Genomic DNA, 14,967 nt, shown 5'->3' with positions numbered 1-14,967 from the left:
CTCGGAAAGACTTGAAGTACAGGCCAGAATAAAAATCCTGGAAATAATATGCCCAAAAGGGAAGATCTCCGCTCCGTTCTGATCCTGGGATCCGGGCCGATCGTTATCGGTCAAGCTTGTGAATTCGACTATTCCGGCACCCAGGCCGCCAAAGCCCTCCGAGAAAAAGGAATCCGGGTAATCCTTCTCAATTCCAATCCTGCCACCATCATGACTGATCCTGATCTGGCGGATGCGACTTATATAGAACCTCTAACCGTCTCGGTTGTCCAAAAGATCTTAGAAAAAGAAAAACCGGACGCAATCCTACCTACCGTAGGAGGTCAAACGGCATTAAACCTGGCTTTGGCCTGCCATAACGCAGGATTATTAGAAAAATATAATGTAGAACTCATAGGCGCCAAAATAGAGGCCATCAAAAAAGCCGAAGATAGAGAACTTTTCAAAAGAGCAATGGAGAAGATCGGGGTAAAAGTCCCTCGTTCCGGGCTCGCTAACAATCTGAAAGAAGCGGCAGAGATCAAGGCTCAGATCGGACTTCCTCTGATCGTAAGACCCGCGTTCACTCTGGGAGGAACCGGAGGAGGGATCGCTTACGACGAAGAAACCTTCGACGAAGTGGTAGGCAAAGGACTCAAGGCTTCTCCTATTAGCCAGGTTTTATTAGAACAATCCGTTTTGGGTTGGAAAGAATTCGAGTTAGAGGTCATGAGAGACCTCGCGGATAACGTAGTTATCATTTGTTCTATTGAGAATATAGATCCAATGGGAGTTCATACTGGTGATTCCATCACAGTTGCTCCTCAGCAGACACTTTCCGATAAGGAATACCAAAATTTAAGGGATATGTCCATCAGTATCATCCGAGAGATCGGGGTAGAAACCGGTGGATCCAATATCCAGTTCGCAGTGAATCCGGAAGACGGTGACGTGATCGTGATCGAGATGAACCCTCGGGTCTCCAGATCTTCCGCGCTCGCTTCTAAGGCGACCGGATTCCCGATCGCAAAGATCGCTGCGTTACTCTCCATTGGTTACTCTCTGGATGAGATCAAAAACGATATTACAAGAGTTACTCCTGCTTCTTTCGAACCGTCCATAGACTATGTGGTGACAAAGATCCCAAGGTTTGCCTTCGAGAAGTTCCCAGGGACAGACGATACTCTCGGAGTCCAGATGAAAGCCGTGGGAGAAGCCATGGCAATCGGAAGGACTTTTAAAGAAAGTTTTCAAAAGGCTATGCGCTCTTTGGAAATCGATCGTTTCGGTTTCGGTTCCGACGGAAATTTTGCAGAGTTAGTCGAATTCCATAGCTTATCTGTTCCTCAGAAAAAAGAAAGAATCGATTCATTCTTACGCAGACCGAACGATAAAAGGATCTTCTACGTCAAAAAAGCTTTGGAAGAAGGTTATAGCGTAGAGAAAATCCACGAACTTTGTAAAATAGATCCTTGGTTCTTATACCAATTCGAAGACCTGCAGAATTTAGAAAAAGAATTCGAGCAAAAAGGGAATTCCGTTTTAGGAAAACTGAAAAAAGCGGGATTCTCTAATAGACAGCTTGCCTATCTTTCTAAAAAAGCGGAGATAGAAAAGGTACTTTCTTCTTCTCAAACTCCAGATAAGAAAAAGGCAGAGATAGGTTCTATTCTCAAAAAAGAAGAAAAGAGCCTCGAGGCAACATTAGAATCTTCTAAAATAGAACCGATCTATAAGAGGATCGATACCTGCGCCGGAGAATTCGAAGCTTATACGCCTTATTTTTATTCTTCTTACGACGAAGAGGATGAGACAAACGTAACCTCTAACAAATCGGTAATCATTTTAGGCGGCGGACCGAATAGGATCGGACAAGGGATAGAGTTCGATTATTGCTGCTGCCATGCCTCATTCGCTCTACAAGATCTGGGAGTGGAATCCATCATGGTGAATTCCAACCCGGAAACTGTCTCAACGGACTACGATACTTCCGACAGATTGTATTTCGAACCTCTGACCTTAGAGGACGTAATGCAGATCTATAAAAAGGAAAAACCGAATGGGGTTATCATCCAATTCGGTGGACAGACACCTCTAAAACTTGCGAAAGATCTGGAGAGTAGAGGGGTTCCAATTTTAGGAACAAGCCCGGATTCCATAGACAGAGCGGAAGACAGAAAACGTTTCGCAGAAGTATTAGAAAAACTGAAATTGCTCTCTCCAAATAACGGGATAGCGACTTCTATGGAACAAGCTAGAAAGATCGCAAATAATATCACGTATCCTGTGCTCGTTCGCCCTAGTTACGTATTGGGTGGAAGAGCGATGCTTATCATCAGCGAAGAAAAAGAGCTAGATAAGTATATGGAAAAAGCCGAGGAAATTTCGGAAGACAGACCTCTACTCATCGATTCCTTCTTAGAAGACGCGGTAGAAGTGGATGTGGATGCACTTTGCGACGGCAAAGACGTGTTTATTGCCGGGATCATGGAGCATATCGAGGAAGCAGGTATCCATTCCGGAGATTCTGCCTGTGTTCTTCCTCCTCAGTCCTTATCCAAAAAAGTATTGGACGATATCAGAAGCGCTACGAGAGCACTTGCATTAGAATTACAAGTCAAAGGACTTATTAATATCCAATACGCAGTTAAAGAAGAAGTTGTTTATGTGATCGAGGTAAACCCTCGCGCTTCCAGGACGGTTCCTTTCGTATCCAAGGCTCTTGGCCATCCTATCGTAAAATACGCTACCCGTATCATGATGGGAGAGAGCTTAAAGCAACTTCCACTTCCAAAAGAAATGGTATTCCCGACCGTAAATGTGAAGGAAGCTGTATTACCTTTTAATAAATTTCCTGGAGTGGACACAATCCTCGGACCGGAAATGAGATCCACAGGTGAGGTGATGGGAATTGCCGACACTGCGGGAGAAGCATTCTTAAAATCCCAATACATGGCCGGAGAAGAACTTCCTTCTCAGGGAACTGTATTCGTTTCCGTAAATGATAAGGACAAAAAAGAATTATTAAAGTATATCAAGGATCTTTCAGGTTTAGGATTCAACCTGATCGCCACCGAAGGAACCCATAAGTTCTTATCTGAAAATGGAATACTTTCTTCCAAGATCAATAAGGTATACGATAACCAATTCCCGACTGCATTAGATTATATCAGAGAGAACAAGATCCATCTTATACTGAATACACCTCTTAGCAGAGTGACCAGAGATGATAGTTTTGCGATCCGCCAGGCTGCTATCCGTTATAAGATCCCGTGTTTGACCACTGCGAGTGCGGCCAAGGCTTTGATCAAAGGAATGATGGAGATGACAGATAAGGGATTCACCATCCGTTCTCTGCAAGAGATCCATAGTCCTAAATAAGTTTACGGATAGGATTCACGCCGGAAATTTTAGATCTTAATTCTTTCCGGTTAAGAGTTTTAATTTCAAAGAAGAAACAGCTGCATTCGACATCTCGGCTAGATCGGAGAGCAGACCTTCTCTATATCTACTTGAATAATAATCCTTTCTCTTATCAGTCCAGATGATCTTGCCTGATTGTAAGTCTTCTACATTGATATTCAAATGAATATAATTTTCATCGATCTTAGAATCCACGTTTAAGGAATATCGTAGACTGGCCAATTTTCCGATCGATAAAGGATTTTCTACTAAACCTGTGTTCTCCATCGTTTGCAGATCTACGATCTTTTTCAGATTCTCCGGATCTCTTGTAATGATTGTGAAGCCGCTCTTGGTGAGCTCTTCCGTAAAAGCTGATCTGATCTCGTTTACGAATTCACCGTTTATTTTTCCGATATGAATGGCAGGAAGAGGGAAGGTCTCCGTAGAATGGAAATATTTTTGGATATCCTTCTGATCTATGTTGCTCAAATAAGAGCCAAGCTCTTTGGCCAAAATAGGAGAAATTTTTAAATTATATTTATCTAATGCAAAAGAACTTCCTGTATGGACTTCTCTTCCTATTTCAGCAACAGGGGAGGCGAGTAATGGGAACCATCCGAATGTTTTCACTCCAGTGATCTTTATATTTTTAGATAAGACTACCTGGCCTGTTTTTTTATCAATAAAATCAAACGTGCCAGTCCCGGTGCAAGTCTCAACTAATGGATAAACCCCAAGTGTGATAAAAAATAGGAACCAAGACGCCTCTTTACTCGGTTGCACAAAAGAAGAATAACGGATCAATACTCTTGCATCAGGCCTAAGATCCAGTTCGGAAAGTCCCGAGACCGCTTTGCCTATATGATCGTTCCCATATCTGCTATTCAGATTCAGATCCAAAAGATAGGAATTTCCTTCACTTCTGCTCATTACAAAGTCGCTAATAAGTTTTGTGCGAAAGGTCGGATTTTGATTCTCTCGTTTTTCCCGAAGAATGATCCCATGCAATGTGCAATTCCCTAAAAGGAGGACTAAGAGTAAGGTCTGAAGATATATTTTAAGCTTAAAGAGAAACATGGGAGGCCTATTCCGAAGCATTCAATTCGTAATGTCAAGATATCTCATGGATCAGGCGGAATAGACATTCTTCTCATTCTTTTTTACTATATTGATAATAAGACTCAAAATCAATTTGACAATTTCCTAGAACAAAAGACCCTGATAAGAAAGAGGATATCTATGGAAGAATACTGCCGCCCGATCCGGATCTCAGAAAGGAGCTATTTTGTCGCGGATCTATGCGCTAATTGCGGACATGTGCATCTGCATTTTGAGAACGGCTCCTTAAAAATGGACCTTCATAAGTTGGAAGATTTGTACAAAACCATCCAAGACGCTCATTCATGGATCTTGGAAGAACTCGCCGGCTATAATTGAGGTAGGGAGCTCCTACCTAGAGTTCGCTCAATACGACATAATCCAATAAAGGAAGAAGATAATCTTATAATTCTATCAAGGAAATCTCGGATCTTTCGATCCTTATACTGCAAGGGGCAAACTATGCAGATCAGAACGGAAGGACCAAGCAGAGAAGAAGGATATCCACTTTCGGCGGAGCCAAAGGTATCTAACGTTTCCGAAAAAACTTCGGCCCCTTCCGTAAGTTTTATGGACCTGATGAAGTCCATCCAACTCCGCTCCCAAAAGGTTTTGGAAGAAGGACAAAAGTCCGAGATCAAAGAAGAAAAATCTTCCGAAGTGGAAGAGCCCAAAGAGCCTGAATTATTCGTAAGAGCCGAAGAGGAAGAAGTAGAAGAAACCTCTTCAGAGGAAGAGGACGATGAAAAACTGGTTCGCCTTTCCGAGAAGAAGGTCCAAAAGGCGGAACTCGGAGAAGCCGATCCGGAACAGGAAGAAGAGATCGACTCTGAATTCGAGTCCGAAGAATTAGATTCTCCTTTCATTACACAGATGAGTGTATTCTTGGCCGGATTAGAAGCCAAAAAGGAAAAAGAAGTCTCCGCCGCTGCAAACCAAGAAGAATCGGTATCATTCAAAAAGATCCAAAAACATTCAAAAGAAGAAGCTCCTAAGACAGAACAAAAAGAAGAAGCTGGAAACCTTTCCGTTTTAAGATCTAATCAGCCAGAAGAAAAACGTTCTAGTAAAGAAACTAAAAAAACTTCTGAGAAAGAAAGTCTGGATGAAGGTTTAAAAAGTCTGGAAGAAGCACGCAAATTCTCCAAACCCGCCAACGAAGAAAAAATACTAACCGTATTAAAAGATTCTCATAAAGAAAATTTCATCCCTGAATCCGAGAACTGGAAAATCACCAGAGAGAAAAAACAAGAAACTCTTTCCATGATTTCAAAAAATCAAGCTGCGAAAGCGGCTCAGGTGGAAGAAGCTTCTAAGTCTGATACTTCTGGAAAAGGTTCCCAGAACCAGGACTTCTCTCAAAGAAACGGTAACGAGACTACCTTTTCTTTGTTAAAAGCAGGTCTTGGGGTCGCAGAAAAGAACCAAGAAGTTTCCGGACAGAATTCTAAACCTTCTAAAACGAATCCAGGTTCTAACATGGATCGTTCTCAGATGAAGGAGAATTTCCAAAGACTGGTTCAATCAGCAAAATTGAATATAGTCGAGAATGGAAAATCGGAAGCCACTCTTAGGTTGAATCCGAGAGAGTTAGGTAGAGTTTCCTTACGTATTACTGTAGAAGATGATAAAGTACAAGGTAAAATTTTAGTAGAGTCGGATCAGGTAAGAAAGTTATTCGCCGGAGATCTGGAACAACTTCGTAAGGATTTTAAAGAACAAGGCTTGGATCTTCAGTCGTTAATCGTAGAGTCAGAGGATTCTTTACGCATGAGTTGGGATGGGCAGGACTCTTCCCGCTTCTTCGACCAAGAGGGTTTTGGATTTGAAACTTCGGGTCTTTCGAATTCTTCCGATTTGGAAGAAGTTTCAGAAATGGACTCTATCGAAAATCCGGAATTTGCCGAAAAGAATACTGATAAACGCTTAAACATCTTGGTTTAAGGAGAGGATCATGCCTGAAGCAAACGCGGTTTCTAACGAAGCTACACGTAGCCGTTATCTCGAAGGAGACAGAAGTTACGATTTAAGGAAGCATTTCGATAAATTGGAGAAGGAAGAAAAAAGCGGCCTCCAAGGGATCGAGATACGTTCCACCGCAAAAGCATTAGGAAAAGATGATTTTCTAAAACTGTTGATTACCCAACTTTCTTCTCAAGACCCTACGAACCCGGTTAAGGACCAAGACTTTATCGCACAGATGGCCCAATTCTCTTCCTTAGAGCAGATGAATAATATCTCGCAAGGGATCGGCAAGATGACTAATCGCCAAAGTTTCTCGCTCGTAGGTAAGATCGTTTCCGGTCCTGATTTCGTGACAGGAGAGAATGTGGTGGGAACCGCAGGTGCATTGTTCTTTGACGGAGAAGGTAAATCTTTCGTAAGAGTGAACGGTAGAACTGTAGAGATCGATGCAATCACATTGATCACCGATCCTGCGATCATCAACCAACAAGAAGGGCAAACTGGAGCACCGGCTCCTAAAACTGCAACTCCGGCTGCTGCGGGAACTTCTCTTAATGCCCCTGCAGGAGCTCCAACATCGCAATCACAACAAACTCAACAATTCCAAGATACATTACAAAACCAGAATGATACTAGTTTTGAAGAAACAAGTTCCGGAGCTCCAGGTTGGAGTTTTCCCGGAAAACCGAACGATAGCAATTATTAATTAAATAGAAAATTTCGAGGTATAAGCGCCATGATGAGATCCCTTTATTCAGGAGTTTCCGGTTTAAAAAACCACCAAGTGCGGATGGACGTGATCGGTAACAATATTTCCAACGTGAACACCCACGGTTTTAAAACGGAACGTGTCACTTTTCAGGACATGATCTCCCAAGAGTTAAGAGGGGCTTCCGAGCCTAAGGAAAACATTGGTGGGGTGAACCCTCAACAAGTTGGTCTCGGAGCATTGATCGCTGCGATCGACAAGATCATGACCCAAGGTGCTTTGCAAACCACCGGTAAAAACACCGACGTTGCAATCTCTGGAGAAGGTTTCTTCATCGTAAAAGACGGAGACAAGCAGTTCTATACCAGAGCAGGCGCTTTTAACTTAGATAAGAACGGTTATTATGTGAACCCAGCAAACGGTTTGAAAGTCCAAGGTTGGAATTCCCGTTTAGATGAAAAAGGGAATAAGTATATTAACTCTTCCGCTTCTATCGAAGATATTATCATTCCAGTATATTCTAAAGAACCTGCAAGAGCTACTTCCAAAGTGGATTTCAGATCCAACTTGAATTCTTCCGTGCAAGCTGTTCCGCCTGATGCTACTCCTGAAGAGATCACAGCTATGATCAACGATCCAGATCCTAAGGCAAGAAGAGGACATGTAACCACTATTAAGGTTTTTGACGACCAAGGTGCTGAGAGAGAATTCAAAATGGAATTCTATAAAGTCCGTGAAAATACCTGGAAAGCAAGGACGTCTTTAACAGATTCCACTCAATTGTCGGTGGATGTTGCAGCCACAGGCGGACAAAATACTCAGATGCCGGGACTCACCGAGCTTGAGTTCGGATTCACTCCTGATGGTAAGATCGTATATGTTTCCGACGGAACAGACGTGATGAACACCGGAAAACTGAATGCAAAAGTTTCCTTTAAACTTCCTGGCAATCCGCAAACACAAAGTTTTGATCTGTCTCTAGGTGAGGCTGGAATGGTAGATGGGATCACTCAGTTCTCTTCCGACTTTACTACTAAGGCAGTAAAGCAAGATGGATATACCATGGGATATTTGGAGTCCTTCTCTATTGATAATTCTGGAACTGTTACCGGTGTTTATTCCAACGGGATCAAACAACCTTTAGCAAGAATCGCAACAGCAGTTTTTAATAACCCAGCCGGTTTGGATAAGGCGGGAGATACAATGTTCGCATTCTCCAATAACTCTGGAGAACCTTTGATCGGTGAAGCAGGTATCGCAGGTAGAGGAAAGATCAACGCAGGTCTATTAGAAATGTCGAATGTGGATCTTTCCGATCAGTTTACTGATATGATCGTAACTCAGAGAGGTTTCCAGGCCAACTCCAGAACGATCACTACTACAGACCAAATGTTGCAGGAAGTCCTGGGTCTGAAACGTTAATCGTTAACTTAGATCTCCTATTCATTTTGTTTGCGCCCGTTGGATTTTTTCCTTCGGGCGTTTTTCTTTGTGTGCTCTGCGCGAAATAATTTTTATTACCAAATCCAGGGCGAAAATCGATATTATTTCAGATTGCAGAATGTATACTTTTTACCAGTCTGTTTTTTAATATATACCAGAGACTAACACTGTGAGAGAAAAAAAGAAAAAACCCGGGACGGTGATCGGGACAGAAGAAAGGGACGGATGGTTCGGATTTATACTTTTGTCCAATCGCGAAATGTTCCGAGATTGGAATCCGGCAGAAACTGAATCATTTACTAAACTTTTCGAATATAGATCTGTAAACTCCGGCACGGTTCTCATACAACCGGAAAAATCCTCAGAATGGCTTTACTTTCTTTTAGAAGGAAAATGTGAAGAATTCACTAACGCTTCTTCCGGAGAAGAGTTGATGATACGAAGCCTAGGACCGGGCTCTCATTTCGGTGAGGCCGGATTCTTTCATTGGAAAGAAGGGAAGTTTGGAGTAAGAACCGAAACTGACTCCAAACTTTTAAGGATCAGCTTTAAAAATTGGAGTAAATGGGAATCGGAAAATCCGGAAACTTCCAAACGTTGGAAGGAAAGATTAGAGACCAAAAGATTTTTCAGAATGGCTTCTTATGAGCCTAGCGATAAGGAAATTTTGGGATTTATTTCTAATCTGGAATTACTCTTTCATGTGGATCGTAAAAAGATCGGAGAATTGACTCCTTATTTAAGATGGTTGTACGTTCCAGGCGGAGAAAGATTGATGCTCCAAGGGGAACCTGGAAATTCACTTTTTATAATATTATCGGGCAGGTTCAGATATACTGTCGCGGACGATCATGGAAATATAACCGGAGAAGGAGAATTCGCCAAAGGAGATATCATCGGAGAAATGTCCCTGTTAACCGGAGAGCCTCGTTCTGCTTCCGTATATGCAGTCAGATCTTCTCAGGTGATCCAAATTTCTCGGAATGGATTCAGAAAATTTATCTCAGAATCTCCGGAAGCATTGTTTCATGTGACTGAAACCATCGCCAGAAGATTGGGAGAACGGAATAAAGAATCCTCCCGTTTCGGTAGAAAAGTTCATACGATAGCGTTGGTCCCAGTTACCGAAGGTTTTCCACTCAGGGATTTTTCCAATGAACTTTCCAAATCCTTAAAATCCTTCGGTTCTACTTTATCGGTAAACGAGGGTAAACTTTCCAAATTTCTAAAAGAGAAAAGGATCCATCAAAAAAATGGAATGCGATTCGGGATACCTGACCTTCTTTCCTGGTTTGGAGGATTGGAAAAAGAATACGATAACGTCGTTTTCGAAGTAGAACCTACTGGAGACCCACTCTGGACGGAAACAAGTCTCAGACAAGCGGATCGTATTCTTCTACTTGCCGAAACAGGACGGCCAATATTAGAAAACTCTTATTCTTGGAACCTGATCCAAGGTGGAAGTTTGGGCGAAACCATGAAAGAATCCGTAATCTATTTAGAAGATTCTTATACTCGTTGGGAAGAATTGGAGAACATTCTTCATGAATTGCCCGGCCAAAAGCTAATTTTAAGAAAGAATAGAGCGGGAGAATTTGATCGTATTGCAAGAAGATTGGAGAGTAGATCCGTAGGGATCGCACTTTCCGGCGGAGGTGCAAAAGGTTTCGCGCATTTAGGATTGCTTAGGTCATTGACCGAAGCAGGTATCCCGATCGATCTGATCGGAGGAACAAGTGCCGGTTCTATTATGGCTGGATTATTTGCGATGGGGTATGGATTCGACGAGTCTCTCCGACTGATTAAAGAGGTATGGATAGAAGCAAAACTAACCAGGGATTATACTCTTCCGTTCGTTTCCATTTTGAAAGGGGCTAAATATTCTAAGGCAATCAAAGAATTTTTCGGGAATAGAAAGATAGAAACATTATGGATCCCTTTTTTAGCTGTGGCCTGTGATCTCACAAATTCAAAACCGAAAGTATTCGAACAAGGAGAAGTGTGGAAAGCGATCCGTGCCAGTACTTCTATTCCGGGGATCTTTCCTCCTTTTTATAGCGACGGTGCATTGTATGTGGACGGAGGACTTTGGGACAATCTTCCCGGCTCTTTAGTAAGAAGAAAGGGAGCGGACGTATTAGTCTCGGTGGATCTAGGAGCAGGTTCCCAGCCGAACAAAGACCAAACCTACGGATTACTAGTTGAGTCCAGATTTCCGGGTGAAGGACCTTCTGCCTTAAAACTTTTGGGAAATCAGTTTATGAAAAAGGAAGATAGATATTCATTCCCTCATATTGGTGAACTATTCATGAGATCTATGTTATTATCCAGCCGGAACAATCTGCTAAAAACAAAAGAGACTTCTGATATATTCGTGGAGTTACCTGTGAGAGATTTTTCCACATTCGATTGGGATGAATACAAAAGATTATATGAGATCGGCTATGAGCATTCTCAAAAATTCGTAAAGGATTGGGCCAAGATCATTAAAGACAAAGTATATTCCGAGAGGAAGAGAAATTAGACCGATCTATGGGTCGTTTTTCGAAGGATACCAAGGCTAAAACTTGAAAAAAACTCCTTTTCATGATTTTAAAAGATGCTTAGGATGGGATAATCAGGATGGAATCCAAATTTAAGCAATATATCGTAACGGATTCCGTAACTCTTGCCGGAAGACTTTCGATCCTCCGCACTAAGATCCAGGCAGAACTGATCGATCTAAAAGATTTTTTCGAGTCTGTAGAGATCAGGGATACACCACAATTTGTTAATACTCTCTTTTATATCTCTTCCAAAACATTAGAATCCGAACATACTAAGATCAGGGAACAACTTAAGAATAATCCTCTGATCTTGGCCAGATTCATTTTAAATGCGGACCTTGGATACGAAGGTTATAAGAATACTGAGATTGAAGATGATTTGATTTTTGGAATATTGCCCGATATCACTACCGATCTTCATCTTTCTAAAACATTCGCAAACGGATTTTTACATCTACATATGATCACGGATCAGTTTGATCTATTACATAAGATCAATACTGCAAAATACGAGATCAACCGATTGACCAGGATCGGTATCAGCTTAGCTAACGAAAAAGATTTCGATAAACTATTAAGAGAGATCTTATATAGCGCGAGAGAGATCAGTAATGCGGACTCCGGTTCCTTATATCTGGTGGAACAAGACGATATAGGATTTGTTCGGAATTTACGTTTTAAAATTTCAGCTTTGAGTATAGATACGGAAGAGTTCATTCTCCCTATCAATAAGTCCAGTATCGCCGGTTATGTTGCATCAACAGGTAAAGTGCTGAACATTCAGGACGTTTACGATCTACCGGAGGATGCCGAATTCTCCTTCAACGGTAATTTTGATATATTATCGAATTATCATACAAAGTCCATGTTGGTTGTTCCTATGAAAGGCCATAGGGGAGACGTGGTAGGTGTTCTTCAGCTTATCAACCGCAAAAGGAATTTTAACCAGAAATTGTCCGTCGAACAGATGAAAGGGGAGGAGATCCAACCTTTCGACGATTATTCGGCTCAATTGGTGCTCGGAGTAGCTGGGCAAGCAGCAGTCGCCATCCAGAACAATTATCTTCTAAGAGAGATCGAAACATTATTCGAGGGATTTGTGACCGCTTCTGTAAACGCGATCGAAGCCAGGGACCCTACCACAAGCGGTCACTCTTTCCGAGTGGCTTTATTGACTGTGGGACTCGCGGAAACCTTAGATCGTGCGGACTCCGGAAAATATAAGGACACAAAATTTTCCAAAGAACAGATCAAAGAGATCAGATACGCTTCGTTACTTCACGATTTCGGGAAAGTAGGAGTGAGAGAAAAAGTTTTGGTCAAGGCCAAAAAATTAGAAGATCTAGAGATCAGTCTGATCGATTGGAGATTCCGGTACTTAAAGAAAGATTTTGAATCCAAATTGAACTTAAGAAAAGTGGAATATTTGAAGAAGCATGGCCCAGCTGGATATTCCGATTTTGAGAAAGCGATAGAGTTCGAATTTTCGGAAGAATGTAAAAGACTCAGTTCCATGTTCCAGATTATCAGCCAGAGTAATGAACCTTCTATCCTGGAAGAGGCAAATTCTCAGTTCTTAGAAGAGATCGCTAAGATGCAGTACATCACTACAGAAGGTGAAAATCTAGATCTGATCTCTGCTTATGAGTTTGGGTTTTTAACCATCAAAAAAGGTTCTTTGGATTTCGAGGAAAGAAAAGAGATAGAGTCCCATGTGGAGCATACATTCCAATTCTTGAGCAAGATCCCTTGGACAAACGATCTGAAAATGGTGCCGACCATTGCACATGCTCACCATGAAAAATTAAATGGAACAGGATATCCAAGAGGACTATCCGGAGAAGATATCCCGATACAATCCAGGATCATGACCATCTCCGATATATTCGATGCATTAACAGACCAGGACAGACCTTATAAGAAAGCAGTTCCAGTGGATAGAGCCTTGGACATTTTAGAAATGGAAGCGAAGGAAAATCATTTGGACGGAGACTTATTAAAAGCATTCATCGAGTCCAAAGTCTGGGAAAAATTAAACCACCAAGGACATATTAAATAACTAAGGTTCTTCTCTCGTCCAATCGGAGACAAGTTTTAAGAAATGTTCTCCTCTTTCCTCAAAGTTCTTATATAGATCGAAACTTGCACAAGCGGGCGAAAATACTACTGAGGTAACTCTTGCTCTTCCTGAACGGACTGCGTTCTTGATCTGCGCAAAACCTTCTTCTAAATTATCCGCTAAGATTAAATGAGAACCTAAAATAGGGGAGATCACTGGAGCCCAGCCTTCTCTTGCTTCTCCGATCAATAAAACCCAGCCGATGCCTGAGCCTAAAAATTCTTTCAGAGGTTCCAAAGGTTCCGCTTTTGGCCTTCCCCCCAAGATCAAAAAGGTAGCTTTTTTGTCCTTCCAAGTGCTTAAACCGGCGAGCATACTATGAAGGTTTGTGGATTTGGAATCGTTGATAAATGAAATACCGGCCGCATTACCTGCGTACTGGAATCTATGAGGAAGTCCTTTAAAAGTCCCGATCTGGCTTTGTATATGACCCGGTTTGGCACCGATCGCTTCTGCGGCTAAGATAGAAGCTGCCAGATTATCCAAATTATGACCTCCAGGAAGAGGAAAGTTTTTGGTATCGTAAAGAGCTTTCGAAGTCTTGATGGTTCCTTCTTCTTCCGAGATGATCGCGTCGTTTCCTGCTTCTCTGCCAAAGACTACAATTTTACAAGACCATCCTAATTTTTGGATCCTCTCCTTAAAAAGTTTGGAACTAGTTACAAGAGTATGATTAGGATTGGATTGATCTACGATCCTGCTCTTGGCTTCAAAATAATTGTCCAAACTTTTATGCCTTTCCAGATGATCAGAGGCAAGATTTAATATTACAGATACGTTAAGTTCTAAAGGACCCGAATCTTCCAACTGATAGCTGGAAAGCTCTAATACGGAAAGTGGAACCGGTTTTAGACAAAAGTCGCTGAATGCCAAACCTATATTTCCTCCCGCAGTCGCTTCGGGAAAATCGGAAGAAACCAAATGAGTCGTGAGGGAAGTTGTCGTTGACTTTCCATCTGTGCCGGTGACTCCGATCAATTTTCCGGAATAGAAGGCTCTCGCCAATTCCACTTCGGAAACTACCGGGATCGCGAGAGAATGAGCTTGAGAAATTACTGAGTGAGAAGGAGAAATACCCGGACTTTTTACGATGAGAGCGATTGGAAGAAGGTCCGCTAAAATTATATCTTCGCCAACAAACGTTACATCTAAATCTGGAAGGGGATTCGAATTACAAAGAACAGCATTCGCCTGTCTCTCTTTCAAGAGTCGGAGAGCCGCCATGCCGGAAACTCCCCCGCCGAGAACCAGGACTCTTTGGCCTAATAAGGAGGTAGGAAAATTCTTCATCTTGGGGAACTTGGTTGACAGGCTATTTTTCGGACCGAGAATTGTCTCTAATTTATCGCTAGGGTAGGTTCCTTTGCTCGATCACAAGGTACAGGACGGAGTTCTCATAGTTTACCTCAAGGGACGTTTAGACGTTTCTATCGCAAACGAGGTGGAAGAAAATCTGAACGATCTAATCGATAACCAAGGACATACCAAGGTTATTTTGAACATGCAAGACGTGGACTATATGTCTTCGTCCGGATTCAGAGCATGTATTTCTACACTCAGAAAATTGAACGCAAAAGAAGGCGGTCTTAAGATCTGCGGTATCAAACCTGCAGTGAAAAGAATTTTTGATGTGATCGAACTTACCTCTTTATTCGACATCCGAGAAACGGAAGACGAGGCTCTTCGAACTTTTCGTGCATAAC

10 protein-coding genes are annotated in these 14,967 nt (G+C 42.0%); 8 read left to right on the top strand and 2 right to left on the bottom strand.

Annotated elements, in window-relative coordinates:
* Nucleotides 1–48: 48 nt before the first annotated feature.
* Nucleotides 49–3,360 carry a carbamoyl-phosphate synthase large subunit gene (carB, locus tag LPTSP_RS06360; RefSeq protein WP_108927973.1) on the top strand — a complete coding sequence of 1,104 codons (3,312 nt, stop codon included), beginning with the start codon at nt 49–51 and terminating at the stop codon, nt 3,358–3,360.
* 36 nt (nt 3,361–3,396) lie between these two features.
* Here the strand turns inward: carB and LPTSP_RS06355 are convergent, their stop codons facing one another.
* On the bottom strand, nt 3,397–4,461 hold the full coding sequence (locus tag LPTSP_RS06355) for a hypothetical protein (protein WP_108927972.1): 1,065 nt from the start codon (nt 4,459–4,461) through the stop codon (nt 3,397–3,399).
* 162 nt (nt 4,462–4,623) lie between these two features.
* On the opposite strand from LPTSP_RS06355, the gene LPTSP_RS06350 reads away from it, so the two are divergent.
* From LPTSP_RS06350 to LPTSP_RS06325, 6 genes are all read left to right on the top strand, one after another.
* Nucleotides 4,624–4,821: a hypothetical protein gene (locus tag LPTSP_RS06350; RefSeq protein ID WP_108927971.1), complete on the top strand. Its 198-nt coding sequence runs from the start codon at nt 4,624–4,626 to the stop codon at nt 4,819–4,821.
* A gap of 123 nt (nt 4,822–4,944) precedes the next feature.
* Nucleotides 4,945–6,426, top strand: a complete 1,482-nt coding sequence (locus LPTSP_RS06345; RefSeq protein ID WP_108927970.1) for a flagellar hook-length control protein FliK — start codon at nt 4,945–4,947, stop codon at nt 6,424–6,426.
* 10 nt (nt 6,427–6,436) lie between these two features.
* On the top strand, nt 6,437–7,153 hold the full coding sequence (locus tag LPTSP_RS06340; protein ID WP_108927969.1) for a flagellar hook capping FlgD N-terminal domain-containing protein: 717 nt from the start codon (nt 6,437–6,439) through the stop codon (nt 7,151–7,153).
* Between the two features lie 30 nt (nt 7,154–7,183).
* Entirely contained in the window at nt 7,184–8,578 is a 1,395-nt protein-coding gene (flgE, locus tag LPTSP_RS06335; protein WP_108927968.1) for a flagellar hook protein FlgE, read from the top strand.
* Nucleotides 8,579–8,768: 190 nt separating this feature from the next.
* Entirely contained in the window at nt 8,769–11,123 is a 2,355-nt protein-coding gene (locus LPTSP_RS06330) for a patatin-like phospholipase family protein (protein WP_108927967.1), read from the top strand.
* Between the two features lie 98 nt (nt 11,124–11,221).
* Nucleotides 11,222–13,204, top strand: a complete 1,983-nt coding sequence (locus tag LPTSP_RS06325) for an HD family phosphohydrolase (RefSeq protein ID WP_108927966.1) — start codon at nt 11,222–11,224, stop codon at nt 13,202–13,204.
* On the opposite strand, the gene murD is transcribed toward LPTSP_RS06325, so the two are convergent.
* Nucleotides 13,205–14,554, bottom strand: coding sequence for a UDP-N-acetylmuramoyl-L-alanine--D-glutamate ligase (gene murD / locus LPTSP_RS06320; RefSeq protein WP_108927965.1), 1,350 nt, complete (start codon nt 14,552–14,554; stop codon nt 13,205–13,207). It abuts the gene before it with no gap.
* A gap of 73 nt (nt 14,555–14,627) precedes the next feature.
* On the opposite strand from murD, the gene LPTSP_RS06315 reads away from it, so the two are divergent.
* Entirely contained in the window at nt 14,628–14,966 is a 339-nt protein-coding gene (locus LPTSP_RS06315; protein WP_086446186.1) for an STAS domain-containing protein, read from the top strand.
* The last annotated feature ends 1 nt before the right edge of the window (nt 14,967 follow it).

Origin of the sequence: Leptospira johnsonii, from assembly GCF_003112675.1 — a bacterium.
Lineage (GTDB): Bacteria > Spirochaetota > Leptospiria > Leptospirales > Leptospiraceae > Leptospira_B > Leptospira_B johnsonii.
This window is presented reverse-complemented; position numbering and strand designations above follow the sequence as displayed.